Source organism: Streptomyces sp. Root431 (assembly GCF_001426585.1).
Lineage (GTDB): Bacteria > Actinomycetota > Actinomycetes > Streptomycetales > Streptomycetaceae > Streptomyces > Streptomyces stackebrandtii.
Genome location: NZ_LMEI01000008.1, coordinates 93,294 through 120,060, shown reverse-complemented (window position 1 = coordinate 120,060; position 26,767 = coordinate 93,294). Strand labels below are relative to the sequence as shown.

Sequence of the window (26,767 nt, the reverse complement as noted above, 5' to 3'; positions counted from 1 at the left end):
AACCGTCCGCCCGCCCGCTCCGTCCCACCGGTGTCTTCCCGCAGGGATGCCAGGGTCCGAAGGAGCGATGCCGTGAGCGGTACGGAGAACGACGGTCGGAGGCGGCGGAGGCTGCTCACGGCCTCGGTGGCGGCGGGCGTCCTGCTCGCCGGAGGAGGCGGGGTCTACCTCGCCGTCGCCGCGACGGCGCCCGGCGAGGGCACGCCGGCCGGGGCCGAGAGCCTGGCCGACAAGGCGGCCTCGCCCCCGCCGCTCCGCCTGGAGGGCGGGAGCGCGGGGACGGACGCCGGCGGCGGCTCGGACGGCGGTACGGGCGACGGTCCCGGGATCGCGCCCGGCGAGCCAGACCCCGGCGGCGGCCCGAACGGGACCGTCTACCAAGCCAAGGGTCCCCTCCCCCAGGGGCCCTCCTCGGCCGCGGTCCACCGGCCCGAGGGCCTGGTCACCTCGGCGGAGGTGACCAGGCTGGCCGAAGCGCTGGGCATCTCCGGGAGCCCCGCCCTGGTGGGCGAGGTCTGGACGATCCGCCCCGAGAAGGACGGCTCCGGAGCCCGTCTCGACGTGGCGCGGAAGGCGCCGGGGAACTGGACGTACTCCTGGTACGACGGCGGCCCGGCCGGCGACAGCTGCCTCAAGGGCAAGGCGTGCCCGCCGCCGGGCGAGACGAAGCCCTCCCCCGGCGGTTCGCCGGTGAGCGAGGCTGCGGCGAAGGCGGCGGCCGCGCCCGTGCTGAAGGCGATCGGCCAGGACGACGCCAAGGTGTCGGCGACGCAGGTGATGAACGGCTCGGTCCGGGTGGTCAACGCCGAGCCCGTGGTGGGCGGGCTGCCGACCTACGGCTGGTCGACGGGGCTCCACATCGGGCCGGACGGCCGGCCGGTCGCCGGGAGCGGGATGCTCAAGGAGCCGCCGAAGAGCGACACGTACCCGGTGATCGGGGCGGAGAAGGCACTCGCCGAGCTGAACGAGGCCTCGAAGGGCACCGGCCCGATCGGCATCGGCGGCTGCGCCACGGACCCGCCGGCCGGGGTTCCGGAGCCCGGGAAGCCCGACGGCGGGGTGTCGGACTCGGGGAAGGCGATCGACACGCCGGACTCGGGGAAGCCGGCCGACGGAAGGCCCGATCCGGGCGAGCCGCGCACCGGGTCCAGCGCTCCGGGTGCGCCCTGCCAGACGATCGTGGACATGGCGCCGCCGGACCAGGTGCCGGTGACGCGCGCGGTGTTCGGTCTGGCCGCTCAGGACGTGGCCGGCGAGCGGCTGCTCGTACCGGCGTGGCTGTTCACGGCGGACCCCGCGGACGCGGCGCCGTACACGGTGACGCAGACGGCGGTGGCCCCCGAGTACCTGGTGCCGCCGGCGAAGCCGTCGCCCGCGCCGACGCCGGAGCCCGACGAGGGCACGGCTCCCGCACGGCAGGTCGAGTCCTTCAAGACCGAGGGAGACGGCCGGAAGCTGACCGTCACCTTCTGGGGCGGGGTGTGCAGCGAGTACACGGTGACGGCGCGGGAGAGCGCGGACCGGGTCACGGTGCGGGTGAAGGAGACGCCCATCGATCCGGGCCGGGCGTGCATCGCCATGGCGGTCGAGGTGGTGAAGACGGTGACGCTCGATGCGCCGCTGGGCGACCGGCCGGTCGTCGACGGGGCGAGCGGCGAGGCCGTGCCGCGCCGCTGAACCACCGACCTTCCGAATCGCTGATCGGCGTCGGCGTACGCGCGAGGGCGGCGGCCCGGGATACCCCGGACCGCCGCCCTCGCGTTCGTGCTGGTGCTGCTTAGCTGAACGAGTCGCCGCAGGCGCAGGAGCCCGTGGCGTTCGGGTTGTCGATCGTGAAGCCCTGCTTCTCGATGGTGTCGACGAAGTCGATCGAGGCACCGCCGAGGTACGGGGCGCTCATGCGGTCGGTGACGACCTTGACGCCGTCGAAATCCTTCACGACATCGCCGTCGAGCGAACGCTCGTCGAAGAACAGCTGGTAACGCAGGCCGGAGCAGCCACCGGGCTGTACGGCGACGCGCAGGGCCAGGTCCTCGCGGCCTTCCTGCTCGAGGAGGCCCTTGACCTTGGCCGCGGCGGCGTCGGACAGGAGGATGCCGTCGCTGACAGTGGTCTTCTCGTCCGATACGGACATCTGCTTCTCTCCCGGTGTGTACGGAGACTGCTTACCGACGGGGTAACCGCCGGTGCCCCGGATTCATTCCGGGCCGCGTGGGGTGTTTCCTCTTTCATGCTCGCACACCCTGTCCAGGAACGCGGACGGCGAATTCGTCACATCGACACTATGGACATCGTCAACGTGACGTGAAGCGGTTATGATAGATAGCGTCATTTCGACGAAAAGGTTTGTCCCGAAGACCGAAGAAAGGGTGCGTGTCGTGACCACCGCCCAGCCCCTGGATGTCCAGCCGACGCCGCTCGCCCTGCTCCTGCTCGGCCGCGAGGCCGACCCGAAGAGCGAGCGCGGCGTGGAGTGCCCGGGCGACCTGCCGTCGCCCTCCGACCCGGACCTCGTGGAGCGCGCCCGCGCTGCCAAGGAGAAGCTCGGGGACAAGGTCTTCGTGCTCGGCCACCACTACCAGCGCGACGAGGTCATCCAGTTCGCCGACGTCACCGGCGACTCGTTCAAGCTCGCGCGCGACGCCGCCGCCAAGCCGGAGGCCGAGTACATCGTCTTCTGCGGCGTGCACTTCATGGCCGAGTCGGCCGACATCCTCACCACCGACGACCAGAAGGTCGTCCTGCCGGACCTGGCGGCCGGCTGCTCGATGGCCGACATGGCCACCGCCGAGCAGGTCGCCGAGTGCTGGGACGTGCTGACCGAGGCCGGCGTCGCCGAGCAGGTCGTGCCCGTCTCGTACATGAACTCCTCGGCCGACATCAAGGCCTTCACCGGCAAGCACGGGGGCACGATCTGCACCTCGTCGAACGCCAAGCGCGCCCTGGACTGGGCCTTCGAGCAGGGCGAGAAGGTCCTGTTCCTGCCGGACCAGCACCTGGGCCGGAACACCGCCGTCCGCGACATGGGCCTGTCCCTGGACGACTGCGTGCTCTACAACCCGCACAAGCCCAACGGCGGGCTCACCGTCGAGGAGCTGCGCAACGCCAAGATGATCCTGTGGCGGGGGCACTGCTCGGTGCACGGCCGCTTCTCGCTGGACTCGGTCAACGACGTCCGCGAGCGGATCCCGGGCGTGAACGTCCTGGTCCACCCGGAGTGCAAGCACGAGGTCGTCGCCGCCGCGGACTACGTGGGCTCGACCGAGTACATCATCAACACCCTGGACGCGGCCCCGGCCGGCTCGAAGTGGGCGATCGGCACCGAGCTGAACCTGGTCCGGCGCGTGGCCAACGCGCACCCGGACAAGGAGATCGTCTTCCTCGACAAGACGGTCTGCTTCTGCTCGACGATGAACCGCATCGACCTGCCGCACCTGGTGTGGACCCTGGAGTCGCTGGCCGAGGGCAACCTCGTCAACCAGATCCGGGTCGACGAGGAGACGGAGAGCTTCGCCAAGCTCGCGCTGGAGCGGATGCTGGCGCTGCCGTAACGATTCGCCGATACGTACGCCGGAAGGGCGCCCCGCGAAGCTCGCGGGGCGCCCTTCCGGCTTGTCAGCGGGTCAGTCGAGGACGTCCAGCAGGGTGGCGTCCAGCGGGCTGACGTTCCCCTGCTCGGGGATCTCCGCCTGCTCGCCCTTCTTCCCGGCCGCCTTCGCGTCCTTCTTCGCCGCCTTCTTCTTCGCGCGGCGCTCCTTGCGGAGCTCCACCATCGCGTAGAGCGTCGGGACGAGCAGCAGCGTCAGCAGCGTCGAGGTGACCAGACCGCCGATCACGACCACGGCGAGCGGCTGGGCGATGAAGCCGCCCTCGCCGGTGATGCCGAGGGCCATCGGCAGCAGGGCGAAGATCGTCGCCAGGGCGGTCATCAGGATCGGGCGGAGCCGGTGCCGGCCGCCCTCGATCACCGCTTCGACGACGCCCAGGCCCTGCGCCCGGTACTGGTTGATCAGGTCGATCAGGACGATCGCGTTGGTCACGACGATGCCGATGAGCATCAGCATGCCGATCATCGCCGGGACGCCCATCGCGGTGTCCGTGACCACGAGCAGACCGATCGCGCCGGTCGCCGCGAACGGGATCGAGACCAGCAGGATCAGCGGCTGGATCAACGAGCGGAAGGTCGCCACGAGCAGCATGAAGACGATCGCGACGGCCGCGAGCATCGCCAGGAACAGGTTGGTGAAGGCCTCGCTCTGGTCCTCGGAGACACCGCCGATGCTGGCGGTGGCGCCCTCGGGCAGGTCGAGCGCGTCGATCTCCTTCTGGAGCGCGGCGCTCACCGCGCCGGTGTTGTCACCGGTCGGCTTGGCCGAGATCGTCGCCGCGCGGGCGCCGTCGATCCGGGTCATGGAGACCGGCCCGGGGACCAGCTCGACGGTGGCGACGTCGCCCAGCTTCACCGGGCCGAGCGGCAGGGCCCTCAGCTCGGCGAGGGTGGTGGCGGGCTTCGCCGAGGTGATGAGGACGTCCCGCTCGCTGTCGTCGAGGATCGCCTTGGCGGCCGGGGTGCCCCGGACGGCCTGGGCGACGATCGCGCCGAGCGAGCCGGTGTCGAAGCCCGCGTCGGCCGCCTTGGCGTTGGCCTTGACGGAGATCCGCGGGACGGACTGGGCCAGGTCGCTCTGGACGTCGGTGACGTCCTTCATCCCGGCGATCGCCCCGCGGACCTGCTCGGAGGCCTGCTCCAGGACCTTCGCGTCGGCGGCCTTGACGACCACGCTCAGGTCCTGGCTGCCGAAGCCGTCGCCGGCCGCGATGGTGGTGTCGCCGATCCCGTCGAGGGCGGCGAGGGACTTCTCGATGGACGCGCGGGTCTTCTCGTACGCGTCGGAGTCCTCCAGGCTGATCTTGTACGAGGCCTGGTTGGAGCCGGTGCCGCCGCCGAAGGCCGCCATGAAGCCGGAGGAGCCGACGGTGACCTGGTAGTCCTTGACGCCCTCGGTCTCCGCGAGGACCTTCTCGATCTTCTTCGCGGCCTCGTCGGAGGCGCTCAGGCTGGTGCCGGGCGCCAGCTCCTGCTGGATGCTGAGCACCTCCTGCTCGCCCTGGTCGAAGAAGTTCGTCTTCAGGAGCGGGGCCATGCCGAAGGTGACGACGAGGACGACGAGCGCGATGGCGAGGCTCATGATCCGGCGCCGGGTCGCGAACCGCAGGACGGGCACGTACAGGCGCTGGAGACGGCTCTTCTCCTCCTTCTCCTCGGCCAGCCTGCGGGCCTCCTCCAGGTCCTCGGAGGTGCCCTTGGGGGCGCGGAGGAACCAGTACGAGAGAACGGGGACGACGGTCAGGGAGACGAGCAGGGAGGCCAGCAGGGCCGCCGTGACCGTCAGCGAGAACGAGCCGAACAGCTCGCCGATCATGCCGCCGGTCAGACCGATCGGCAGGAAGACGGCGACGGTGGTGAGGGTCGAGGAGGTGACCGCGCCGGACACCTCGCGGACCGCGGTGACGATCGCGGTCTGTCGCTCCTCGCCGTAGCCCAGGTGACGCTTGATGTTCTCCAGGACCACGATCGAGTCGTCGACGACCCGGCCGATGGCGATGGTGAGGGCGCCCAGGGTGAGCATGTTGAGCGAGAGGTCGCGGGTCCACAGCACGATCAGGGCCAGGACGACCGAGAGCGGGATGGAGACCGCGGTCACCAGGGTCGAGCGGATCGAGGTCAGGAAGACCAGGATCACCAGGACGGCCATGACGAGGCCGAGCGCGCCCTCCGTGGTCAGGCCGGAGATCGCCTTGGCGACGGCCGGGCCCTGGTCGGAGACGACGGTCAGCTCGGCGCCCGCGCCGAGGTCGCGGCGCAGCTCGGGCAGCTTCTCCTCGACGGCGTCGGAGATGGCGACGGCGCTGCCGTCCTTGTCCATGGTGGCCATGACGGCGAGGCTGGGCTTGCCGTTGGTGCGGGTGAGGGAGACGCTCGGCGACTCCTCCTGCCTCACGGTGGCGACGTCGCCGAGGCGGACCGCCTTGCCCTTGCCGGGGGTGGCCGAGGGGATCCGCAGGTCCTCGATCTGCCGCAGGGAGGTGAAGCCGCCGCCGACCTGGATCGTGCGGCTCTTGCCGGCCTCGGAGAAGGAGCCGGCCGGCATGGTGGCGCCGCCGGAGCGGAGCGCCTCGGCGAGCTTCATCGAGTTCAGTCCGGCGGCGGCGAGCTTCCGCTCGTCCGGGACGACGGAGATCTGGAGGTCCTGGACGCCGCTGACGGAGACCTGGCCGACGCCCTCGATGCCTTCGAGGGCGGGCACGACGGTCCGCTCCAGGAGGTCGGCGAGCGCCTGCGGGTCCTTGTCGGACGCGGCCGCGAGGACGACGGTCGGCATGTCGTCCGTCGAGCCGGCCACGACCTGCGGGTCGACGGAGTCGGGCAGCTGGGCGCGGGCCCGGTTCACGGCCTGCTGGACGTCGGCGACGAGCTGCTTCGTCGACTCGTCGCCGTAGTCGAAGGAGGCCATGACGACGGCCATGCCCTCGGAGGCGGTGGAGGTGACGCCCTTCAGGCCGTCGACGGCCTTGAGGTTGTTCTCCAGCGGTTCGACGACCTGCTTCTCGACCACATCGGGAGAGGCGCCCTGGTACGGGGCGAGGATCGAGACCATGGGGAGCTCGATCGAGGGGAACAACTGCTGCTTCAGCTGCGGTATCGCGATCGCCCCGAACACGATCGCGACGATGGACATCAGCCCGATCAGGGCCCGTTGCGCGAGGCTGAATCTCGACAGCCAGGACATGGGGTCTCTCTTCTGTGGCGTACTCGTCGGCAGGCGGGAGCAGCCAAGACCCCGGCCTCGATCCGCCGGAGGTGCCCCCCGGCTACACGATCCGCCATCGGGGGCCGGAAATCCTCGCCCCTCGGGTGCACATCCTTATCCCGCGCATACCGCGCCTGGAGTACGCCGGAGCCTCCGGTCACTCCACCCTTGGACGTACCAGGCCCGATTCGTACGCGGTGACCACCAGCTGGGCCCGGTCGCGGGCGCCGAGCTTGGCCATGGTCCGGTTGACATGCGTCTTCACGGTGAGCGGGCTGACGTCGAGCCGCTCGGCGATCTCGTCGTTGGAGAGGCCGCCGCCGACGAGGACGAGGACCTCGCGCTCGCGGGCGGTGAGCGCGGCGAGCCGCTCGGAGTAGGGCCGGTCGCCGGCCGTGAGGGGTTCGAGCCCGCCGCCCTGGGCGAGGAAGGTGGCGATCAGGCCCTTGGTGGCCGCCGGGGAGAGCAGTGCCTCGCCGGCGTGGGCGATGCGGATCGCGCCGAGCAGCTCCTCCGGTTCGGCGCCCTTGCCGAGGAAGCCGGAGGCGCCGGCGCGCAGCGACTGCACGACGTACTCGTCGACCTCGAAGGTGGTGAGCATGACGATGCGTACGGCGGACAGCTCGGGGTCGGCGGTGATCGCGCGGGTCGCCGCGAGGCCGTCGGTGCCCGGCATCCGGATGTCCATGAGGACGACGTCCGGCCGCTCGGTGCGGGCCAGGGCGACGGCCTGGGCGCCGTCGGCGGCCTCGCCGACCACCTCCATGTCCGCCTCGGAGTCGACGAGGACCTTGAAGGCGCTGCGGAGCAGGGCCTGGTCGTCGGCGAGCAGTACCCGGATCGTCATGCGTCCTCCCCCGTGCGGGTCGTCACGGGCAGTATCGCCTGCACCCGGAAGCCGCCACCGTAGCGGGGCGCGGTGGTCAGGCTGCCGCCGAGCGCGCTGACCCGCTCGCGCATGCCGAGGAGGCCGTGGCCGCCGGAGTCGGCGGGGGCACCCGTCTGCGGGGCGCCATTGTCGAGGACGGTGATCTCGACCGTACGGCCGACCCTGACGACGCTCACCTCCGCCTCGGCGTCCGGTCCCGCGTGCTTGCGCACGTTGGTGAGGGCTTCCTGGACGATCCGGTACGCGGCCAGGTCGACGGTCGCCGGCAGGGGCAGGTCTCCGTCGGTGCGGGCCAGGGCGACGGGGAGGCCGGCCTTGCGGAAGCTGTCGAGGAGTCCGTCGAGGACGGCGAGGCCGGGTGCGGGCTCGGTGGGTGCCTCGGGGTCGCCGGACTGGCGCAGGAGCCCGACGGTGGCGCGGAGCTCGTCGAGTGCGGAGCGGCTGGCCTCGCGGACGTGCGCGAGGGCCTCCTTGGCCTGGTCGGGGCGCTTGTCCATGACGTGGGCCGCGACGCCGGCCTGGACGTTGACCAGGGCGATGTGGTGGGCGACGACGTCGTGGAGGTCGCGGGCGATCCGCAGCCGCTCCTCGGCGACCCGGCGCCCGGCCTCCTCCTCGCGGGTCCGCTCGGCCCGCTCGGCGCGCTCGCGGATGGCGTCGACGAAGGCCCGGCGGCTGCGGACGGCGTCCCCGGCGGCGGCCGCCATGCCGGTCCAGGCGAAGACGCCGAGGTTCTCCTGCGCGTACCAGTTGGTCGGGCCGAAGATCATCGCGGCGGCGGTGAGCATCGCCATCGTGGCGAGTCCGACGCGCCAGGTCGTGGGGCGGTCGGTGCGGGAGGCGACCGTGTAGAGCGCGACGACGGCGCTCATGGCGATCGGGGCGGGCCGGTTGTCGTTGACGAGCTCGACGAGGCAGATCGTGACCGTGAAGCAGAGCACCGCGAAGGGCCTGCGGCGGCGCAGCACGAGCGCGGCGGCCCCGAGGACCATGATCAGCACGCTCCACACGTCGGGCGTGCGGTCGCCGAAGGTCGGCCCGCTCGGGCTGCCGTGCGGGTCGGTGAACGACCCGGCGACCATGCAGACCAGCGTGCCGCACGCGATCGTCGCGTCGAACGCCAGCGGACGGGCGCGGAACCAGTCGCGGAGGCGGGCGTAGAGGGTGCCGGTGGCGGGGCCGGTGGGGGTCACGTCGCAGAACGGTACGGGGAAAGCGGCGCGAGGGGGAAAGCGCGGTGTCCCCGTCCCGCCTCGGCGGCGGGCGAGAGCGCTGGGTTCCGGGCCGGGCGGGGAGGCGGGAGTGCTGGGTCCCGGGTTGGGCGGAGAGGCGGGAGTGCTGGGTCCCGGGTTGGGCCGGGAGTCGGGAGCGCTGTGCCCCGACCCGGGCCGGGAGTCGGGAGGCGGGAGGCGGGAGCGCTGGGTTCCGACCCAGGCCGGGAGTCGGGAGCCCGGTGCCCCAACCCGGGCCTGGAGGCGAGAGCGCTGCGCCCCGCCCCGGCCCGGGAGGCGAGAGGACGGCCTCCCCCGACCCCGGCGCCGGGTGGAAAGCACCGTGTCCCCCGGCCCCGGCAGGGGGCGAGGGGACACGGGTGGTCCTGTGCGGGCCTCAGCCCGGGATCAGGCCGTCGTCCGAGAGCATCTCGCGGACTTCGTCCAGGCTCGCGTCCGGAGCCGGGAGGATCAGCTCCGAGGGCTCCAGGGCCTCGTCCGCGAGCGGCTCGCCGAGCCGGCGGACGGCTTCGAGCAAGGCGCCCAGCGTGCGGCGGAAGCCCTCGGTGTCCCCCGACTCCATCTCGTCGAGCAGCTCGTCGTCGAGTCTGTTCAGCTCGACGAAGTGGCTGTCGGCCAGCTCCCACTGGCCCTCCCCCATGATCCGTACGATCATGACGCGTCCTGTCTGTCCGCCGCTCGCGCGGCTACTTCTCGAACCGCGGGTGGGACTGCTGCTGCTGGGTACGGTCCTGCGGCGCGGCCTCGCCGCCGCCCTCGATCGCCTGCTGCTGCGCCGACGGGCCTCCGGCCAGCTCGGCCTTCATCCGCTGGAGCTCCAGCTCGACGTCCGTACCGCCCGAGAGCCGGTCCAGCTCCGCCTGGATGTCGTCCTTGGCGAGCCCGGACTGGTCGTCGAGGGCGCCCGAGGCGAGCAGCTCGTCGATCGCGCCGGCGCGGGCCTGGAGCTGGGCGGTCTTGTCCTCGGCCCGCTGGATCGCGAGACCGACGTCGCTCATCTCCTCCGAGATGCCGGAGAACGACTCGGCGATCCGGGTCTGGGCCTGGGCGGCCGTGTAGGTGGCCTTGATCGTCTCCTTCTTCGTGCGGAAGGCGTCGACCTTGGCCTGGAGGCGCTGCGCGGCGAGCGTCAGCTTCTCCTCCTCGCCCTGCAGCGTCTGGTGCTGCACCTCCAGGTCGCTGACCTGCTGCTGGAGCGCGGCGCGCCGGGACAGCGCCTCGCGCGCCAGGTCCTCGCGGCCGAGCGCCAGCGCCTTGCGGCCCTGGTCCTCCAGCTTGGCGGACTGGCCCTGCAACTGGTTCAGCTGGAGTTCGAGCCGCTTGCGGGAGGTGGCGACGTCGGCCACGCCGCGCCGCACCTTCTGCAGCAGCTCCAGCTGCTTCTGGTAGGAGTAATCGAGCGTCTCGCGCGGATCCTCGGCCCGGTCAAGGGCCTTGTTCGCCTTCGCGCGGAAGATCATCCCCATACGCTTCATGACACCGCTCATGGGCTTCGCGCGCCCCCTTCTGACGGACTTCGGCTCCAGCTCTCCAACAGGTCCACAGTACGGGCCCTGTCTCCATTACCGCACTGTTCGGAGCGCGATGCGCTCCTCCCCAAGGACGACTGCGCGCGGGCTTCCTCCCGCCCAGGGTGTAGATGGATCTAGGGGAAACCCCGCGCGTCCTCCGTACGTACCGCCGTAGACGCAGTCCGTTAGCGGATCGTTCCCGCCCGGGCTGGGGTCCATGCCCACCACCCCGTACCCTTGGGTTTTGTGTTCCGTAGCCGTTCGAAGGACGAGAAGGCCCCCACCGACAAGGTGACGGCGGACCCTTCCACCACTCAGCCCCGCGACCCCGAGGCCCCGAAGGGCCGCCCGACACCGAAGCGGAGCGAAGCGCAGACCCAGCGTCGGCGCGCCGCGACGGTGCCGACCGACCGCAAGGAGGCCGCCAAGCGTCAGCGCGAGGCGCGTCGCTCGGACCTGGCCCGGCAGCGCGAGGCGCTGGCGAGCGGCGACGAGCGCTATCTGCCGGCCCGCGACAAGGGCCCGGTGCGCAAGTTCGTGCGCGATTTCGTCGACTCGCGCTTCGCGATCGCCGAGTTCTTCCTGCCGATGGCCGTGGTGATCCTCGTGCTGTCGCTCTTCGGGAACGCCAACCGGTCGCTGCAGAACATCTCGCTGCTGCTCTGGCTCGGCGTGATCATCCTGATCGTGATCGACTCGATCGGCATCTGGCTCCGACTGAAGAAGCAGCTGAACGAGCGCTTCCCGAACGAGCCGAAGCGCGGCGCCGTGGCCTACGGCCTCATGCGTACGCTCCAGATGCGCCGACTGCGGCTCCCGAAGCCGCAGGTCAAGCGCGGAGAGCGGCCCTGAGCGCCGACAGCTCGGGCCTCGACGGGCACGCTCAGCCCGCTGATCGTGCCTTCGGCATGGACGCGTCGGCGACGGGCGGCGCCGTGCTGCCCGCCGTCGTGCACTGGCCCGCCGGGTACGGCGGGCTGCGCGACACCATCCGGCAGGAGGTCATCGCCCGCCAGCTCGACGAGCAGATATCCGGCCGCTACCCCGTGGGGCAGCGGCTGCGGATCCTCGACGCGGGCATGGGTCAGGGCACGCAGGCGCTGCGCCTGGCCCGTGCCGGACACACCGTGACCGGCCTGGAGGCCGACCCGGAGCTGCTGAAGTCGGCGCGCGAGTCGCTGGCGACGGAGCCCGCCGGAATCCGCGAGCGGGTCCGGATGATCGAGGGCGACGGCCGCGAGACCGGCGTCCACTTCCTGCCCGGCAGTTTCGACGTGGTCCTCTGCCACGGCGTGCTCATGTACGCGGACGAGCCGGACGCCCTGCTCGCGGGTCTGGCCCGGATGCTGGCGCCCGGTGGTCTGCTCTCCCTCGTCGTGCGGAACGGCGAGGCGCTCGCCATGCGCCCGGGGCTCGCGGGCGACTGGTCCGGGGCCCTCGCGGGCTTCGACAGCGATGTCTACACCGACGACAACGGCGTGAAGGTGCGGGCCGACCGGCTCGACGCGCTGACGGCGACGCTCGCGGGCATCGCGGCGCCGCTGCACGCCTGGTACGGGGTGCGGGTCTTCACCGACGGCATCCCGCCCGAGACGGGCCTGCCGGCCGCGGAGGAGCTGGACCGGCTACTCGCCGCCGAGGACCGAGCGGGCCGCACGGAGCCGTACCGGCGGATCGCGGCGCTGCTGCACCTGTGCGGCGTACGGGGCTGAGCCCCCGGGGGCGTGTCAGGCGAAGCACGGCCCGGCTCCCGGGTGAGCGCCCGTACCTGATCGGATGCGCTCACCGGGCCCGGCCGCGGGGGCGAGCCGATACTCCGGACATGGATGTCTCGCGTGCCCGACGCCTCCTCCCCCTGGCCGCCGGGGTCTGTGCCGTCGCGCTCGTCGGCGGCTGCTCGGCCGCGGGCGACGCGCCCGCGCCCGAGCGCTCCACCCAGGCGGCCGCTCCCCTGGCCGCCAACGAACTCGAGGACGACTACCGGGCCGTCATCAAGGACGTCCTGCCGTCGGTCGTCCAGATCGACGCGGCGAGCAGCCTCGGCTCCGGGGTCGTCTACGACGACAAGGGGCACATCGTCACCAACGCGCACGTGGTCGGCCAGGAGAAGACCTTCGAGGTCACGGCCGCCACGGGCGGGCGGCCGGTGACGGCCCGTCTCGTCTCCTCGTATCCGGAGCAGGACCTCGCGGTGATCAGGATGGACACCGTGCCGCAGGGGCTGAAGGCGGCGAGGTTCGGCGACTCGGCAGCCGTCGACATGGGGCGGATCGTCCTCGCGATGGGCTCCCCGCTGGGGCTGTCCGGCAGCGTCACCCAGGGCATCGTCTCGGCGACCGGTCGCACGGTCAGCGAGGGCCGGACCGGTGGCGGGACGGGCGCGACCATCGGGAACATGGTCCAGACGTCGGCCGCGATCAATCCCGGCAACAGCGGGGGCGCCCTGGTGAACCTGGACGGCGAGGTCATCGGCATCCCGACGCTCGCGGCGGCCGACCCGGAGCTGGGCGGCGGCGCGGCGGCCGGCATCGGCTTCGCGATCCCGGCGTCGATGGTGCGGATCGTCGCGGACCAGATCATCAAGGACGGCAAGGTCACGGACTCGGGCCGGGCGGCCCTCGACATCACCGGCCGTACGGTCCTGAGCGACGACTACGAGCCGGCGGGCGTGGCGGTGGTCGAGGCCCCGGCGGACGGGGCGGCCGGAAAAGCGGGGCTCAAGCCGGGCGACGTGATCACGCGGCTCGACGACACCGACATCACGACGATCACCTCGCTGTCGGAGGCGCTGGCCTCGCACCGGCCGGGTGACAAGGTGACGACGACCTACGTCCGGGGCACCGAGACGCGCAAGGCGGACGTCACGCTCGGCGAGCTGTAGGGCGGACGGGGAAGGGGTGCGGGGGCCTGGCCCCCGCACCCCTTCCCGTCGCCGCGCTTTAGCCCTCCGCGTCCAGGGGCATCGGGCCGTAGATCTTGGCGCCGTCCTCCGAGAGCGTCACCTGGTCCGCGCCGCCGCCCAGGAGGTCACGCCAGTGCTCTCCGATCCAGCTCTCGGCGTCGCCCTGGGTGGTGAACTCCTCGGGAGTCACCACCGGCTCGACCTCCGTGCCGTCGGACTTCTCGAACCGCCACGTCCATGCCATGTCCGCCTCCAGGCGCTCACCGGATGATCGGTTTCCTGCCCGCAGCGTAGCCGGGCGCGCACGCCTCGCGGTGGCGCGGGAGGATCTGAGGGTGGAACTGACTCTGCTCGGCACCGGCGCCCCCCTCGGGCTCCCCCGCCCCGACTGCCCCTGCGCCGTCTGCGCGCTCTCCCGCGGCACCCGCGCCCGGGCCGCGACCGCGCTGCTCGTGGACGGGGCCCTGCTGCTCGATCTCACCCCGGGGGCCGCGCTCGCGGCGGCCCGTTCGGGCCATTCGCTCGTGGGCGTGCGGCAGGTGCTGCTCACGCATCCGCACGACGGGCCGGCCGTGGAGGTGCCGGCCGGGCTGCCGACGGCCGGAAGGGTGCCGGACGGCCGGGAGTTGACGCTGATCAGCGGACACCGGGTGCGGGCGGTGCCGATGGACTCCCCCGGTACCGGTTACGAGGTGACCTCCGCGGAGGGCGAGCGGCTGCTCTACCTGCCGCCGGGCGGGGCTCCCGCGGGGCTTCCGGAGGACGGGGGCGTGCCGTACGACATGGTCGTCGCCGATGTGACGGGCCGCCCGGACGCGCTGGCGCGGCTGCGGGCGACCGGGGCGGTCGGTCCGGCCACCGAGGTGATCGCGGTCCATCTGGACCACGACATGCCGACGGGGGCCGCGCTGGACCGGCGGCTCGCGGCGGCGGGCGCGCGGGCGGTGCCGGACGGGACGACGCTGTACGTGGGCGAGTACCACGAGGTGCCGGACGTGCCCCGGCGGACGCTGGTGACCGGCGGGGCCCGGTCGGGGAAGTCCGTGGAGGCCGAGCGGCGTCTGGAGACCTTCCCCGAGGTCCTGTACGTGGCGACGAGCGGGACCCGGGAGGGCGACCCGGACTGGGCGGAGCGGGTGGGGCTGCACCGGGAGCGGCGGCCGGGTGCGTGGCGTACCGCCGAGACCTGTGACCTCGTACCGCTGCTCGCCGAGGACGGGCCGGCGCTCCTCATCGACTGTCTGTCGCTGTGGCTGACGGACGCCATGGACCGGGTGAGCGCCTGGGACGACGAGCGGTGGGCGGACGGTGGGCAGTCGGCGCTGCGGGAGCGGACGGCGGAGCTGGTCGCGGCGGTGCGGGCGACGCGCCGCACGGTCGTCGCGGTGACGAACGAGGTCGGCTCGGGCGTGGTGCCGGCGACGGCGGCGGGGCGCCGCTTCCGTGACGAGCTGGGCCGGCTGAACGCGGCCTTCGCCGACGAGTGCGAGGAGGTCCTCCTCGTGGTCGCCGGTCAGGCGCTGGTGCTGCGCGGGTAGGGTGCCAACACCGATGGCCCTCGCTGATTGTCACAAGGCGGAACGCGTGAACCTGGACGACTTCTCCGATCTGATCGAGCGCCCCGACGGGGGGATCCGGCGTGACGCCGAGGAGCGCCGTGAGCGGCTGACCGTGCCGCCGGGGGCGCTCGGGCGGCTCGACGAGCTCGGCGAGTGGCTGTCGGCCGCGCAGGCCACGGTCAAGGTGCGGGCGATCGACCAGCCGAAGGTGGTGCTCTTCGCCGGCGACCACGGGGTGGCCTCGCTCGACGTGTCGGGCCGCGCGCCGGGCACCGCGCACGAGCTGGTGCGCGCGGTCCTGGACGGGGCGAGCCCGATCGCGGTGCTCGCCCGCTCGATGAGCGTGCCGGTGCGGGTCGTGGACGCCGGTCTGGACTGCGAGCCTGAGCTGCTGCCGGCCGATGTGGTGCGGCACCGGGTGCGGCGCGGCAGCGGCCGGATCGACGTGGAGAACGCGCTGACGGTCGAGGAGACCGAGGCGGCGGTCCGGCTCGGCATCGCGATCGCCGACGAGGAGGCCGACTCGGGCACCGATCTGGTGGTGCTCGGGGATCTGAGCGTGGGCGGGACGACCCCGGCGTCGACGCTGATCGCGGCGCTGTGCGGGACGGACGCCTCCGTGGTGACGGGCCGGGGCGGTGCCGGGATCGACGACCTGGCGTGGATGCGCAAGTGCGCGGCGGTCCGGGACTCGCTGCGGCGGGCGCGGCCGGTGCTCGGCGACCAGTTGGAGCTGCTCGCGGCGGTCGGCGGCGCGGACCTCGCGGCGATGACGGGCTTCCTGCTCCAGGCCTCGGTGCGGCGGATGCCGGTGATCCTGGACGGGGTGGTCGGGGCGGCCTGCGCGCTGGTGGCGCAGCGGGCGGCGTTCCGCGCGCCGGACTGGTGGCTCGCGGGTCAGGTGAGCGGGGAGCCGGCGCAGGCGAAGGCGCTGGACCGGATGGCGCTCAACCCTCTCCTCGATCACGGCGTCCATGTGGGTGAGGGAACCGGGGCACTGCTCGCGCTTCCCCTCGTCCGGGCCGCGGCGGCGTTCGCCGCGGAGCTGCCCGAGCGACCGGATCCGACCACTCCGGACGCCGAGGTGGCTCCCGAGCTCTGACGGGGAGAAGCGGGAAGACGGGATCGTCGACTCCGGGGCGGTCACGCGCGACGCGCGCGTGACCGCCTCCGGCGTCTCCGCACGACAAGTGATGCCCCATATGATCGCTTTTCATGGGAGAAGTCCGCTTGTCTGCCGAAGCAACACCCCGAGGCTCCACCGTGCGTTCGCGGCGGAGCGCCGCGTTCGCCGTCTGGTACCTGCGCGCCGTCACGTTCATCAACTTCCTGAGCGCTGTCTGGGTCTCGTTCGGCCAGGACCTGCGCCGCCACAACGAGGACAACTACTTCACCCCGTACATGCTCACCGCGGGCTTCGCCTCGGGCGTCTTCACGCTCTTCCTGGCGATCACCATGCGGCGCCGCAAGCGGGCAGCGTGGATCCTCAACCTGGTGCTCGGCGGGCTGTTCCTGCTGCTCTTCGCGGTCGTCATGGTCTTCCCCGAGATCCGGCAGCACGCCCAGAACTGGATCTCGCTCGCCCTGACCGCCGCCTTCGTCCTGGCGCTGCTGCTCGGCCGCAGGGAGTTCTACGCGAAGGGCGACCGCTCCAACCCGTGGCTCGCCGCGGTCGTCGCGGTCGGCGGACTGCTCGTCACCTCGCTGCTCGCCGCGGTCCTGGTCACCGTCACCAACACCTCCACCGCCCACTCCACCTTCCTGGAGCGCTGGCGGTACGGCGTGATGCGGCTGATCACCCTGGCCTCGGACGACTCGCGGTTCGCCGGGATCACCACCCCGGGCTGGGTCGACGTCACCATCAACGTCCTCTCCACGCTGCTGCTCTTCGCGGTGCTCTTCGCCGCCTTCCGCTCCCGCCGGGCCACCGACCCGCTGACCGAGGAGGACGAGGAGCGGCTGCGGATCCTGCTCGACAAGCAGGGGGACCGCGACTCGCTCGGCTACTTCGCGCTGCGCCGCGAGAAGAGCGTCGTGTGGTCGCCGAGCGAGAAGGCCGCCATCGCCTACCGGGTGGTGGGCGGGGTCTCGCTCGCCTCCGGCGACCCGATCGGCGACCCCGAGGCCTGGCCCGGCGCGATCGAGCCCTGGCTGGCGGAGGCCCGCGAGCACGGCTGGATCCCGGCCGTGATGGGCGCGAGCGAGGAGGCCGGGGTCATCTACGCCCGGCACGGCCTGGACGCCCTGGAGCTGGGCGACGAGGCGATCGTGGAGACCGACGAGTTCACCCTGGACGGCCGGGCCATGCGGACGGTCCGGCAGGCCTTCAACCGCGTCAAGCGGGCCGGTTACGAGGTCCGTATCCGGCGCCACGAGGACATCCCCGCCGACGAGATGGACGAGCTGCTCCGCAAGGCCGACGACTGGCGGGACGGGGCGACCGAGCGGGGCTTCTCGATGGCGCTCGGGCGGCTCGGGGATCCGCGCGACGGGCGCTGCGTGATGCTGGAGTGCACGGACGGGCAGGGGGAGCTGCGGGCGGTGCTGTCCTTCGTGCCGTGGGGCCCGAAGGGGCTCTCGCTGGACCTGATGCGCCGTGACCGGGACTCCGAGAACGGCCTGATGGAGTTCATGGTGATCGAGCTCCTCCAGCGCGCCAAGGAGATCGGGATCACGCAGGTCTCGCTGAACTTCGCGATGTTCCGCTCCGTCTTCGAACGCGGCTCGAAGCTCGGGGCGGGACCCGTGCTGCGCATGTGGCGTTCGCTGCTCAGCTTCTTCTCCCGCTGGTGGCAGATCGAGTCGCTGTACCGCGCCAACGCCAAGTACCGACCGATCTGGGAGCCCCGATTCATGCTCTTCGAGAAGAGCGCCGACCTGCTCCGCATCGGCCTCGCCGCCGGCCGGGCCGAGGGGTTCCTCGAAGCCCCCGGGCTGCCGAAGTGGCTGCACCGCAAGCACTTGGAGAGCGGGCGTTGAGCGGCTCCGTCACGCGTTTCGCGCGCCGCGAGTGGGGGCCGCTGTTCGGCACCGTGCGGCAGGGCATCGTCGTACGGAGGTGGCGGGCGGTCCCGATGACGCTGGCCGCCGTCTGTCTGACCGCCCTCTTCCAGCTCGTGCAGAACCAGGACTGGGGCTATCAGCCCGTCCAGAACATCGGCTCCGTGCGCGCCGAGGACCCGCTGTGGCTGTCCCTGCTGCGGACCCCGCTGTCGCTGTTCGTCCCCGCGCTCGACCTGCCCGTCTGGGGCGCCCTCGCGCAGGTCCTGCTGGTGTTCGGGATCGCCGAGATCTGCGTCGGGCGGTGGCGGACGCTCGGCGTCGCCTATCTGGCCACGCTCTGCGGGACGCTGTACGCGCGCGTGGGCATCGCTCTCGGGCCGGGCACCCCGTTCGGCCTGCCCGCGTCCGACGCGCAGGTGGTCGACACCGGCCCGTCGGCGGCCGTGGTCGGCCTCGCCGTCTACGTCTGCTGGCGCTACCGGGCGTGGTGGACCGGGGGCGCGGTGGTCGTCGCCATGGTCGTCGAGGTGATCATCAAGCCGAACCTGGCGGGCAAGGAGCACCTGGCCGCCATCGCGGGCGTGCTCGTCCTGATCGGCGTCCAGGCCTGGCGTGAGCGGGGCCGGGGCCGGGGACCGGGCAGGGGTCCGGGTCAGGACGGCGGGGTGGAGCCCCTGCCAGGGACCCGCTCCTGGAAGCCGCCGATCACGTCCTGAGCACGGCGCCGCACCTTGGTCCAGCGCTTGTCGTGGCGGTACGTACGGATGCGGGCGCGGGCGCGGGCCTTGTGCCGGCGCCCGTAGAAGCGGCGGGACCACCAGGAGCCGGGGCGGGCCAGGCGGACCGCTCCGACGATCGCCACGAACGGGATCAGGGTCCCGAGCACGGCCATCCGGAACTTCCCCTTCACCAGGGCGATCAGGACGAAGAGGAAGTTCACCGCCAGGGTGAGCAGGAAGGTGGCCCGGTCCTGGCGTTCGTCGGCGGTCATGTCGTCGACGCCGAGCGGGGAGAAGCCGCTCAGGGTGAGCCCGACGAGGGCCGCGGTGAGCACGACCACCTCGACGCTCTTGCGGCCCTGGTCCGACCAGTACACGTCGTCGAGGTGGAGGATCAGCGCGAACTCGTCGAGGACGAGCCCCGTGCCGATCCCGAAGACGACGGCGAAGAGCGCCGCGCCGAGACCGTGCCGGCCACTGCCGACCGCGCCGAAGCCGCCGATGACGGTGAGGACGACGCCGGGCACGACGTGATGGATGTGGAGCCCTCCGGAGGAGACGTTCTTGAAGGGGCCCTTCCCCGCCCTGATGAGCCGGGTGACGGTGCGCGTGACCAGGAATGTCAGGACGAAGGAGGTCAGAGCGAGCAGCATGGGGAGCTTGCCCGGCTCGACGATGTTCCGGGTGAACCAGTGACCCATGCCACCCCGTTCCGATTTGAGCGTTATGCGCAATCTACCGTCCGGGGGCGACGATTACCCTGCCCGGATGGACGGCCTGCGTTTCGCCTTCGGCACCCTCACCGTGTTTCCCGCCCGCATCACCCGCTGGGACCGGGACGCGGCGCGCGCCGGCATGCTCTGCGCCCCGCTGGCCGGTCTCGTCGTCGGCCTCAGCTCCGCCGCGCTCGGCGGGACGTTCCTGCTGCTCGGCTCGGGGCCGCTCCTCGCGGCCGTCGTCGCCACCGCCGTCCCCGCGCTGCTCACCCGGGGCCTCCACCTCGACGGGCTCGCGGACACGGCGGACGGCCTCGGCAGCGCCAAGCCCGCCGATGACGCGCTGCGCATCATGAAGCAGTCGGACATCGGGCCGTTCGGCGTCATCACGATGCTCCTCGTCCTGCTGGCGCAGGTCGCCGCGCTCGCCCGGCTGTACGAGGAGGGCTGGGCGCACGGCGCGGTCGCCGCCGCCCTCGCCGCGACCGTCGCACGCCTCGCCCTCACCCACGCCTCCCGCCACGGCGTCCCCGCGGCCCGGCCCGAGGGCCTCGGCGCGATCGTCGCGGAGACGGTCCCGGTCCGCTCCGCGACCCTCGCGACCGCGCTCGTCCTGGTGGCCTGCGCGGGCGCGGGCCTCCTCTTCTCCCCGTACGACGCGGTCCGCAACGTCCTGGCGGCCGGCGCGGCCCTGTGCGCGGCGGCGCTGCTGCTGCGCCGGTGCGTGCGGCGCTTCGGCGGGGTGACGGGGGACGTGTTCGGCGCGGTCGAGGAGACGGCGGCGACGGTGGCGCTGGCGGCGCTCACCCTGGGGGGAACCTCCTAGCGGGCCCCGGCAGGCCTAGCAGGGCTTGCGCCACACCCCCAGCTCGTACCGCTTCTGCATCGAGCTGAGCCCCAGCTTCCTGGCCTGGGGGCAGAAGTCGCGGGCCTCCAGCTCGTACTCGACGTGGAAGACGGCCTTGCCGGCCGCCACGAACGGGGCCAGACGGCCGCACTCGTCGTACTCGGCGCACTGTTCGTTGACCGCGAAGTCGAAGTCCGGGAGCAGCTGCGGGATCTGGTCCAGGTCGTTCTTGAGGCCCACCGCGAGGCCCCGGTCGTGGGCGAGCCGGGCGATGAGGCGGTTGTAGCGGAGCTGGTCGGCGGCGGTGAGCGGGAAGCCGGTGCGGTTCCGGTAGCCGTCCATGTTGTCGGGCTCGACGGCGTCGAAGCCCTTGTCCCGGCACATGTCGAGCCGCTTCGCCATGAGGGGTTCGAGGACGTCGGTGCGGCGGATGTCGAGCCAGCGCTCGCCCTCCCACCCGTTGCCCTTGCCGAGGACGGACTTCGGGAAGCGGGCCGCGTCCGGGCGGAAGTCCTCCCAGGCGCCGGTGGAGAGGTAGCAGATGACCTTGCGGCCGCGGGCGTGCAGGTCCTGCACCGTGGACGCCGGGTGGTCGAAGCCGTCGATGTCGTAGACGGGGACGTCGACCGTCGGGTCGAGGCGGCCGCTGAGCTGCCACTGCCAGGCCAGGCCGGGCTTGGGTCGCCAGCGGTCCTCCGGTGAGGGTTTCGGATCCGGCTCCGGGCCCGTCGTACAGGCCGTGGCCAGCAGCAACAGGCCGGCGAGCAGGGGCAGCAGACGTCTCATCGGGCGGGCTCCAGGAGGTGCGGCAGGGTGCCCCAGGGGTGCGCGCCCGTGCCGGGGACCGCGCAGTGCACCGGGGTGGCCGGGCGGACCCCGGGCGGGGCTGCGTAGACGAGGTGGCAGTAGTGCGGGGCGACCGGGAGGTCGAGCGTCCGGTACGTGTCCCAGGGGCCCTCGAAGGTGACGAGGAGGTCGGCGAACTCCTCGTACCCCGGGTCCGGGTGGGCCCCGTGGTTGAGGACGAGGGTCGCGGCCCCTGCGGCCCGGGCCGCGACCGCGATCCGCCGGTAGTGGGCGAGGCCGCCGGGCGCGGTCGTCACCTGGTCGAGGAAGGCGCCGTCGGCGCCGTACCAGTCCCGGTGCCGGAGCAGTTCGGCGACGACCTCGGCGTGCGGGCGGCGGCCGTAGGCGGTGTCGACGTACCCGAGGACGCGGACGCCGGCCTCCCGCAGCCGCGCGGACGCCTCGGCGAACGCGGGGTCGGGCGCCTCGCCCGCGCCGCTCGCCGGATTGAGGACGACGCCGTGGAGCGAGGGCGCGGCGGCGACGAGGGCCGACCAGGCCTCGGGGCGGTCGGCGGGGTGCTCGTAGTACGGCACCAGGAGGGAAGGCGTCACGGTCCCCCCTTACGCGCGGTGGGCGGTCGGTCGTACCAGCAGAACACAGGTGAGGACGGCGAGCAGCGCCGCCGCTCCCCCGGTCGCCGCCGGGCCCGCCGCGGGGATCGCGGTCTGCGCCGCCGCGGCGATCAGGCACACGGCCGCCGCGCTCCCCACCGCACCGAAGGCCTGGAGCAGCAGCCCCAGCCAGAGCACGGTCCCGATCAGGAGCAGCGAGACGAGGCGCGGGAGCGTCGGCCAGGGCGCGCCCGGCCAGGCCAGGGTCGCGGCGAGGGTGAGGCCGACGAGGACGGTGAGGTAGCCGCCCAGGCAGAGGACGAGGGTGCCGGTGACCGCCCTGCGGAAGGCGCGGGCCGTGGTGAGGGTCCGCAGCCGGGCCAGGCTCTCGCCCCGGAAGCGGTGCAGCAGCCACTCGGCCGGCCCCATGGAGAGCGTGAGCGCGACGACCGCCCCGGCGCCGCTCACGAGGCTGTCGCCGATGCCCGCGTGGAGGACGAGCAGTCCGCTGCCGAGGCCGAAGAGTCCGTACGGGAGGGAGGCCGCACGCGGCGGCCCGTTCCGGCCGGCGGCCCCGCGCCGCACGCCCGGCCGGAGTACGAGCGCCGCGAAGACGACGGCGGCGGTGAGCGAGGCGAGGAGGAGCCCGGCCCGCAGGAGGTCGGGCAGGTCCCAGCGGAAGGCGGGGACGGCTCCGGCGAGCGGCAGCAGGGCGCAGAGCAGGGCCCGTTCGCGGCCGAGGACCAGCAGGACGGTCGCGGCGGCGAGGTAGAGCGACTGGCCGGCGGCGAAGAGGGCCGCCGGGATCTCGCCGGGTCCCGCGGCCGCGAGCGCGACGGCCGATCCGGCGAGGGCGCCCGCCGGGGCGCCGGTGAGCAGGGCCCGGGCGGCGGCGGGGCGGTCGCCGAGGCCGAGCCAGGTGTACGCGCGGTGGGACAGGGCCTGGTTCCACACCCAGCCGGTGACGGCCCCGGCGAGCAGGGGAACCGTTCCGCCGGGGAGCCCGAACCGGCCGTGCTCCCCGGCGAGGAGCGGCGCGGCGAGGACGTAGGCGAGGCCGGGCAGCGCGAAGACGAGGCCGCGCAGGAGGCAGCCGGCGAGCTCGCCGTGCCAGGGTCCGGTGTCCGGCGCCTCCGGTGCGGGGTGGCGCCGCTCCCCGCGCGCGTAGAGGTCCTCGGCGAGGGCGAAGGAGTCGGCGCGGCCGTAGGTGAGGCGGATGTGGTCGTCGGTCATGCCGTCGGATTCGAGGAGCGCGGCGATCTCGTCCGGGTGCACGGCGACGGCGACGAAGGGGTCGAGCCGCTCGGCGAGGACGTCGAGGGGGTCGACGGCGAGGCCGGGGGCGGCGGGAACGGGGACGGCGGGAACGGGGACGGCGAGGCCGTCGGTGACGGAACCGGGGGCGGCGAGGTCGTCGGCGGCGGGGCCGGGGGGCGTGGGCGTCGGGTCCTCCCGCCGGGGGCGGGGGATCGCCGGGAGCGGGGTCTGCGCGGTCGGGGGTTTCAGCCAGAGGGAGCCGCTCATGCCGGGGTGCCTCCTGCGACGAGTGCGGTGGGCGTGCGGCGGGGGGCGGGGATGCGGATCGTCCACGCCTTCGGGGCGGGGCGGGGGCTCGGGGCGGGGCGTTCGCCGGCCAGCTCGCGGTAGATCCGGCGGAAGCCGTCCACGGAGCGGTTGAGGGTGAACCGGTCGATGACCCGCTGCCGTGCCAGGCGGCCGAGTTCGGCGCGCCGGGCTCCGTCCCTGAGGAGTTCGGTGACGGCGGCGGCCATGACGGCCGGTTCGCGGGGCGGGACCACGATCCCGGTGTCGCCGACGGCCTCCCGTACGCCTCCGACGTCCGTCGAGACGGTGGCCCGGCCGCAGGACATGGCCTCGATGAGGGAGAAGGGGAAGCCCTCGCTGATGGAGGAGAGCATGACGACGCTGCCCGCCGCGTAGGCGCGCGGCACCTCGGAGACGCGGCCCTCGAAGGTGATCCCGTCGGCGACGCCCAGTTCGGCGGCGAGCTTCTCCAGGCGGGTGCGGTAGTCCTCGTTGCCGGCGGGGACGGGGCCGAACAACCGCAGCCGCAGCTCGGGGAGTTCGGCGCGGCTGATCGCGTAGGCCCGGATCAGGGTCTCCAGGTCCTTGATGGGGTCGACCCGCCCGCACCAGCTGAGGGTGGGGGTCTCGGGTTCCGGTCCGGCCTCGGGGAAGAGGGCCGGGTCGACGCCGTTGTAGACGGTGCGGATGCGGTCGGCGGGGGCGCCGCCGCGCTCCTCCCAGCGCCGGTTGTACTGGTTGCAGGGGGTGATGAGGTCGGCCTTGCGGTAGCCGAGGGTGTTGAGCTCGCGGTAGAAGCCGAGCATGAGGGCCTTGACGGGCCAGCGCTGGGCGTCGGTGCGGTAGCCGAGGTAGCGCTCGCGGAGGTAGATGCCGTGTTCGGTGAGCAGGAAGGGCACCCCTTCGAAGTGCTGCGCGGCGAGGGCCGGCAGCGTGGCGAGGCCGCTGGAGACGGCGTGGGCCACGCTGCCGGTGGCTATCCGGGCGGCGAGCGGGCGCAGGGCGTGTTCCAGCAGGTCGGTGGCGGTGAGCGCGTCGTGGACGGTGGGCCGGGCCGCAAGCGTCGGCAGGTGCGGCATGGTCCAGATCCACATGAGGGAGCGCAGCGCCGGTTCGGAGCGCAGGGCGGTGGTCAGCCGTCCCTGGCGGGCCAGTTCGGCCAGCTCGTACAGGCTCGTGCCGAAGTCGCAGCCCGCGCCCGGGTCGAGGAGGGCGAGGAGCAGGCGTTCGTACGTGTCGAGGAAGCGGCGGCGTTCGCGCCCCCGCAGGGCCCGGCGCACTGCCGGACCCTGCTGGGGTCCCCAGAGGGGGAACGCGGTGTGCCGGGTGATGTTGGGCGGCAGCTCCCAGGTGACGGGCTCGCGGCCGCTGCCGGTGAGGGCGAGGATCTCGAAGTCCACCTCCGGCATGCCGCGGACGAGCTGGTCGCACCAGGTGCTGACGCCGCCGTGGACGTGCGGATAGGTGCCTTCGGTGAGCATGGTGACGTGACGGCCACTGCTCGGCATGTGCGTTTCCCCCCAGGACGTGCTTGGTCAGACGGTGCTGGTCAGGCGGTCGGGAGCGTGAGTGTGACGGCGGTCTGGAGCAGTTCGGGCGTGGTCCAGGCCGAGCGGCTGCCCGCGTAGGCGGTGCCGAAGACGGTCGAGCCGAGCAGGGCCTGCTTGCGGGTGCCCTCGGGTGCGGTGACGGGCACGGTGAGGCCGGCCGGGGCCTTGACGGTGACCGTGGTGCCGACGCGGTAGGCGGTGACCTTTCCGGCGGCGATGGCCTGGTCCCAGGCGGCGCGGCGGTTCAGCTCGGTGCCGACGTCCTTCTGACGCGGGTTCACCAGGGGCGCGCCGGCCGCGAACAGGGCCCGGTAGTCGGCCAGTACGCGGTCGAGGACGGGGTAGAGGAGCCGCTCCTCGGCCAGGTTGGACTGGTGGACGTAGTGCGGCCGGGGGTCGTTGCCCAGGACGTGGGAGAGGGCCGTGCGGGCCTCCTGCGGGACGATCCGCTCGGCGTATCCGGTGGTGGTGGGGAGCGGGGCGGGCAGGCAGGTGGAGAGGGGGTTGTCCTCGCAGATGCCGCTGCCGCCGTCGGCGCGGGAGGTGTAGATCCAGTTGTACTCGTCGGTCATCTCGGCGGCGGTGCCGACGTTGTAGTACACGTTCATGGGGTGGCGGGGCACGGTCTTCGCGGCGGCGGAGCCCGTACCGACGGAACGCTGCTGCGGCTCGCGGGAGTTGTCGCTCGCCGTCCATTTCACGCCGTTGTCGGCGAGGGCGCCGGCGAGGTTCGGGTTGTCGACGGGCTGCTGGGGCAGGGTCTTCAGACCGGAGTGCTCGCCGGTGACGAGTTCGGAGCGGTCGACGGAGATGCCCTTGCCGACGGCCCAGTTGTGGTTGTTGCGGATCTGGCCGGAGAGCTCGGAGCGGCTGACCCAGAGGGTGTTGCCGGAGGTGTCCTTGGCGCACTGCCAGGGGACGGTGGTGTTGTCCTGGACGCAGCCGAGGAAGGGGTGGGTGTAGGTGTGGTTGATCCACCGGTACTGGGCGCGGTCCGCGACGAGCTGCGCGGTGAGCGGGTCGGCGCCGCCGTGCTCGGTCTTCCACTGCTCGCCCTGGCCGCCGTTGTAGACCATGTCGAGGGTGAAGCCGGAGGCCTTCTGCCAGGCGGCGGCGTACTGGGCGTCGGCGGCGGTCATCCGGATGGGGTTGACGCCCTCGCCGTCGTCCTCGACGCAGTCGAAGTCGCCGGGGGTGCAGTTGAGCGCGGAGTCCCAGCGGGCGTCGGGGGCGAAGACGTCGTCGACGTGGACGGAGAGGTAGTTGCGGCTCTGGCCGAGGTGGACGCCCTGGGTGAGCCATTCGACGATGCCGCGCGCGAGGGCCCGGAACTGCCGCTGGTACTGGTTGTAGGCGAAGGTCACGACGAGCTCGCGGCGCCCGTCGGCGGTGTACTCGCCGATGAGGCTGGCCCGGCCGCCGCCCTCGACGGGGATGTCGACGTAGCTGGTGAAGCCGGCGCGGGGGCGGCCCGCGTAGCCGTAACTCTCGGCGATGGACGGGTCGTTGTCCTCGAAGGTGAGCGCCCCCGCGAGGTACCGGAAGGGGCCGGTCTTCCCCGCTGCGGTGACGCCGGCCGTGGTCCCGTCGAGGACGCCGGACCAGCCGCCCTCGTTGGTGTAGTCGAGGCCGACGCCGGGGTGCGACCAGGTGTAGGCGTCGACCTGCGGGATCCCGAAGGTCCGCTCGTACGCCTGGAGCGCGGTGTGCTCGGCGGAGTCGGGGCCGAAGGCGCTCTCGTGGGGCAGGACGACGCCCTGGTACTTGGCGCGGGGGCGCCCGTCGAGCGTGTCGCTGAGGAAGGCCGTGTCGAGGACCGGCCGGTTCGGGTCGTTGAGGTCGATCCTGCGGTACGGGACGCCGGTGCCCTTCAGCTCGGCGGTGATGGCCTCGACGGCGCTGCCGCCGTCGTCGACGACGAGGACCGTCAGGTCGACGCGGGGCGTCGGGGCGGCGACGGCCTGCGCGGACGGCAGGACGGTGGCGAGCAGCGCGGCGGCGGCGAGGGCCGCGGTCCTGGCGGTGCGGGGAGTGTTTCTGGGCGTGCGGATTCGGCCGGAGTCCATCGGTGGTGTCCCCCCT

The 26,767-nt window shown here is 72.9% G+C and carries 23 protein-coding genes; 10 read left to right on the top strand and 13 right to left on the bottom strand.

The features are described 5' to 3' along the window. Positions 1-72: 72 nt before the first annotated feature. On the top strand, positions 73-1,677 hold the full coding sequence (locus ASC82_RS11645) for a hypothetical protein (RefSeq protein ID WP_056645454.1): 1,605 nt from the start codon (positions 73-75) through the stop codon (positions 1,675-1,677). 100 nt (positions 1,678-1,777) lie between these two features. Here ASC82_RS11645 and ASC82_RS11640 read toward each other — a convergent pair whose 3' ends face one another. Beyond that, the gene (locus ASC82_RS11640; protein WP_056645451.1) at positions 1,778-2,134 is read right to left on the bottom strand and encodes an iron-sulfur cluster assembly accessory protein; all 357 of its coding nucleotides are present in this window, start codon (positions 2,132-2,134) and stop codon (positions 1,778-1,780) included. A 235-nt stretch (positions 2,135-2,369) separates the two neighbouring features. On the opposite strand from ASC82_RS11640, the gene nadA reads away from it, so the two are divergent. Beyond that, positions 2,370-3,551, top strand: a complete 1,182-nt coding sequence (gene nadA, locus ASC82_RS11635; protein ID WP_056645450.1) for a quinolinate synthase NadA — start codon at positions 2,370-2,372, stop codon at positions 3,549-3,551. A gap of 72 nt (positions 3,552-3,623) precedes the next feature. Here the strand turns inward: nadA and ASC82_RS11630 are convergent, their stop codons facing one another. The 5 genes from ASC82_RS11630 to ASC82_RS11610 all read right to left on the bottom strand — a co-directional run bounded on the left by ASC82_RS11630 (position 3,624) and on the right by ASC82_RS11610 (position 10,420). Further along, on the bottom strand, positions 3,624-6,791 hold the full coding sequence (locus ASC82_RS11630; RefSeq protein WP_056645447.1) for an efflux RND transporter permease subunit: 3,168 nt from the start codon (positions 6,789-6,791) through the stop codon (positions 3,624-3,626). A gap of 178 nt (positions 6,792-6,969) precedes the next feature. Beyond that, on the bottom strand, positions 6,970-7,659 hold the full coding sequence (locus ASC82_RS11625; protein WP_056645444.1) for a response regulator transcription factor: 690 nt from the start codon (positions 7,657-7,659) through the stop codon (positions 6,970-6,972). Beyond that, positions 7,656-8,894, bottom strand: coding sequence for a sensor histidine kinase (locus ASC82_RS11620; protein ID WP_056645441.1), 1,239 nt, complete (start codon positions 8,892-8,894; stop codon positions 7,656-7,658). The genes ASC82_RS11625 and ASC82_RS11620 overlap by 4 nt, the downstream gene beginning before the upstream one ends. Before the next feature lie 415 nt (positions 8,895-9,309). After that, a complete protein-coding gene (locus tag ASC82_RS11615) occupies positions 9,310-9,588 on the bottom strand; it encodes a hypothetical protein (RefSeq protein WP_056645438.1) in 279 nt (92 codons plus the stop codon). Positions 9,589-9,619: 31 nt separating this feature from the next. After that, positions 9,620-10,420 (bottom strand): PspA/IM30 family protein, encoded by an 801-nt coding sequence (locus tag ASC82_RS11610; RefSeq protein WP_024758383.1) that lies wholly within the window; start codon positions 10,418-10,420, stop codon positions 9,620-9,622. Positions 10,421-10,690: 270 nt separating this feature from the next. Here ASC82_RS11610 and ASC82_RS11605 point away from each other — a divergent pair, with 270 nt between their 5' ends. From ASC82_RS11605 to ASC82_RS11595, 3 genes are all read left to right on the top strand, one after another. Next, a complete protein-coding gene (locus ASC82_RS11605) occupies positions 10,691-11,296 on the top strand; it encodes a DUF3043 domain-containing protein (RefSeq protein WP_056645436.1) in 606 nt (201 codons plus the stop codon). A 125-nt stretch (positions 11,297-11,421) separates the two neighbouring features. Then, positions 11,422-12,156 carry a methyltransferase domain-containing protein gene (locus tag ASC82_RS11600; protein ID WP_347336076.1) on the top strand — a complete coding sequence of 245 codons (735 nt, stop codon included), beginning with the start codon at positions 11,422-11,424 and terminating at the stop codon, positions 12,154-12,156. Positions 12,157-12,266: 110 nt separating this feature from the next. Then, on the top strand, positions 12,267-13,325 hold the full coding sequence (locus ASC82_RS11595; RefSeq protein WP_056645433.1) for a trypsin-like peptidase domain-containing protein: 1,059 nt from the start codon (positions 12,267-12,269) through the stop codon (positions 13,323-13,325). Between the two features lie 58 nt (positions 13,326-13,383). Here the strand turns inward: ASC82_RS11595 and ASC82_RS11590 are convergent, their stop codons facing one another. Continuing rightward, on the bottom strand, positions 13,384-13,590 hold the full coding sequence (locus ASC82_RS11590) for a hypothetical protein (RefSeq protein ID WP_024758380.1): 207 nt from the start codon (positions 13,588-13,590) through the stop codon (positions 13,384-13,386). A gap of 91 nt (positions 13,591-13,681) precedes the next feature. Here ASC82_RS11590 and ASC82_RS11585 point away from each other — a divergent pair, with 91 nt between their 5' ends. The 4 genes from ASC82_RS11585 to ASC82_RS30360 all read left to right on the top strand — a co-directional run bounded on the left by ASC82_RS11585 (position 13,682) and on the right by ASC82_RS30360 (position 18,624). Further along, positions 13,682-14,884, top strand: coding sequence for a bifunctional adenosylcobinamide kinase/adenosylcobinamide-phosphate guanylyltransferase (locus ASC82_RS11585; RefSeq protein ID WP_056645430.1), 1,203 nt, complete (start codon positions 13,682-13,684; stop codon positions 14,882-14,884). Positions 14,885-14,930: 46 nt separating this feature from the next. Further along, positions 14,931-16,007, top strand: a complete 1,077-nt coding sequence (gene cobT, locus ASC82_RS11580; protein ID WP_056645427.1) for a nicotinate-nucleotide--dimethylbenzimidazole phosphoribosyltransferase — start codon at positions 14,931-14,933, stop codon at positions 16,005-16,007. Between the two features lie 113 nt (positions 16,008-16,120). Next, positions 16,121-17,884 (top strand): phosphatidylglycerol lysyltransferase domain-containing protein, encoded by a 1,764-nt coding sequence (locus ASC82_RS11575; protein ID WP_056645424.1) that lies wholly within the window; start codon positions 16,121-16,123, stop codon positions 17,882-17,884. Continuing rightward, positions 17,881-18,624 carry a hypothetical protein gene (locus ASC82_RS30360; protein WP_056645421.1) on the top strand — a complete coding sequence of 248 codons (744 nt, stop codon included), beginning with the start codon at positions 17,881-17,883 and terminating at the stop codon, positions 18,622-18,624. The genes ASC82_RS11575 and ASC82_RS30360 overlap by 4 nt, the downstream gene beginning before the upstream one ends. Here ASC82_RS30360 and ASC82_RS11565 read toward each other — a convergent pair. Next, positions 18,561-19,328, bottom strand: a complete 768-nt coding sequence (locus tag ASC82_RS11565) for a hypothetical protein (RefSeq protein ID WP_056645418.1) — start codon at positions 19,326-19,328, stop codon at positions 18,561-18,563. The two genes, ASC82_RS30360 and ASC82_RS11565, sit on opposite strands and share 64 nt — an antisense overlap. Positions 19,329-19,353: 25 nt before the next feature. On the opposite strand from ASC82_RS11565, the gene cobS reads away from it, so the two are divergent. Further along, the gene (gene cobS, locus ASC82_RS11560) at positions 19,354-20,169 is read left to right on the top strand and encodes an adenosylcobinamide-GDP ribazoletransferase (RefSeq protein WP_079039209.1); all 816 of its coding nucleotides are present in this window, start codon (positions 19,354-19,356) and stop codon (positions 20,167-20,169) included. 15 nt (positions 20,170-20,184) lie between these two features. Here the strand turns inward: cobS and ASC82_RS11555 are convergent, their stop codons facing one another. From ASC82_RS11555 to ASC82_RS11535, 5 genes are read right to left on the bottom strand one after another with little or no spacing between them, the layout of a single operon-like run. Next, positions 20,185-20,976 carry an endo alpha-1,4 polygalactosaminidase gene (locus ASC82_RS11555; protein WP_056645411.1) on the bottom strand — a complete coding sequence of 264 codons (792 nt, stop codon included), beginning with the start codon at positions 20,974-20,976 and terminating at the stop codon, positions 20,185-20,187. Further along, entirely contained in the window at positions 20,973-21,590 is a 618-nt protein-coding gene (locus ASC82_RS11550; protein WP_056645408.1) for a spherulation-specific family 4 protein, read from the bottom strand. The genes ASC82_RS11555 and ASC82_RS11550 overlap by 4 nt, the downstream gene beginning before the upstream one ends. Positions 21,591-21,599: 9 nt before the next feature. After that, positions 21,600-23,114 (bottom strand): hypothetical protein, encoded by a 1,515-nt coding sequence (locus ASC82_RS11545; protein WP_056645405.1) that lies wholly within the window; start codon positions 23,112-23,114, stop codon positions 21,600-21,602. Next, positions 23,111-24,643 carry a GT4 family glycosyltransferase PelF gene (gene pelF / locus ASC82_RS11540; RefSeq protein WP_056645399.1) on the bottom strand — a complete coding sequence of 511 codons (1,533 nt, stop codon included), beginning with the start codon at positions 24,641-24,643 and terminating at the stop codon, positions 23,111-23,113. Before pelF ends, ASC82_RS11545 begins: the two co-directional genes overlap by 4 nt. A gap of 41 nt (positions 24,644-24,684) precedes the next feature. Then, positions 24,685-26,751 carry a hypothetical protein gene (locus ASC82_RS11535; protein ID WP_056645396.1) on the bottom strand — a complete coding sequence of 689 codons (2,067 nt, stop codon included), beginning with the start codon at positions 26,749-26,751 and terminating at the stop codon, positions 24,685-24,687. Between the last annotated feature and the right edge of the window lie 16 nt (positions 26,752-26,767).

Coding starts and splice junctions, on each gene's coding strand:
- ASC82_RS11575 (WP_056645424.1), top strand. CDS start 16,121: ATGGGAGAAGTCCGCTTGTCTGCCGAAGCAACACCCCGAGGCTCCACC.
- ASC82_RS11630 (WP_056645447.1), bottom strand. CDS start 6,791: ATGTCCTGGCTGTCGAGATTCAGCCTCGCGCAACGGGCCCTGATCGGG.
- ASC82_RS11590 (WP_024758380.1), bottom strand. CDS start 13,590: ATGGCATGGACGTGGCGGTTCGAGAAGTCCGACGGCACGGAGGTCGAG.
- ASC82_RS11535 (WP_056645396.1), bottom strand. CDS start 26,751: ATGGACTCCGGCCGAATCCGCACGCCCAGAAACACTCCCCGCACCGCC.
- ASC82_RS11610 (WP_024758383.1), bottom strand. CDS start 10,420: ATGAGCGGTGTCATGAAGCGTATGGGGATGATCTTCCGCGCGAAGGCG.
- ASC82_RS11595 (WP_056645433.1), top strand. CDS start 12,267: ATGGATGTCTCGCGTGCCCGACGCCTCCTCCCCCTGGCCGCCGGGGTC.
- pelF (WP_056645399.1), bottom strand. CDS start 24,643: ATGCCGAGCAGTGGCCGTCACGTCACCATGCTCACCGAAGGCACCTAT.
- ASC82_RS11625 (WP_056645444.1), bottom strand. CDS start 7,659: ATGACGATCCGGGTACTGCTCGCCGACGACCAGGCCCTGCTCCGCAGC.
- ASC82_RS11555 (WP_056645411.1), bottom strand. CDS start 20,976: ATGAGACGTCTGCTGCCCCTGCTCGCCGGCCTGTTGCTGCTGGCCACG.
- ASC82_RS11565 (WP_056645418.1), bottom strand. CDS start 19,328: ATGGGTCACTGGTTCACCCGGAACATCGTCGAGCCGGGCAAGCTCCCC.
- ASC82_RS11615 (WP_056645438.1), bottom strand. CDS start 9,588: ATGATCGTACGGATCATGGGGGAGGGCCAGTGGGAGCTGGCCGACAGC.
- cobS (WP_079039209.1), top strand. CDS start 19,354: ATGCGCAATCTACCGTCCGGGGGCGACGATTACCCTGCCCGGATGGAC.
- ASC82_RS11545 (WP_056645405.1), bottom strand. CDS start 23,114: ATGAGCGGCTCCCTCTGGCTGAAACCCCCGACCGCGCAGACCCCGCTC.
- ASC82_RS11640 (WP_056645451.1), bottom strand. CDS start 2,134: ATGTCCGTATCGGACGAGAAGACCACTGTCAGCGACGGCATCCTCCTG.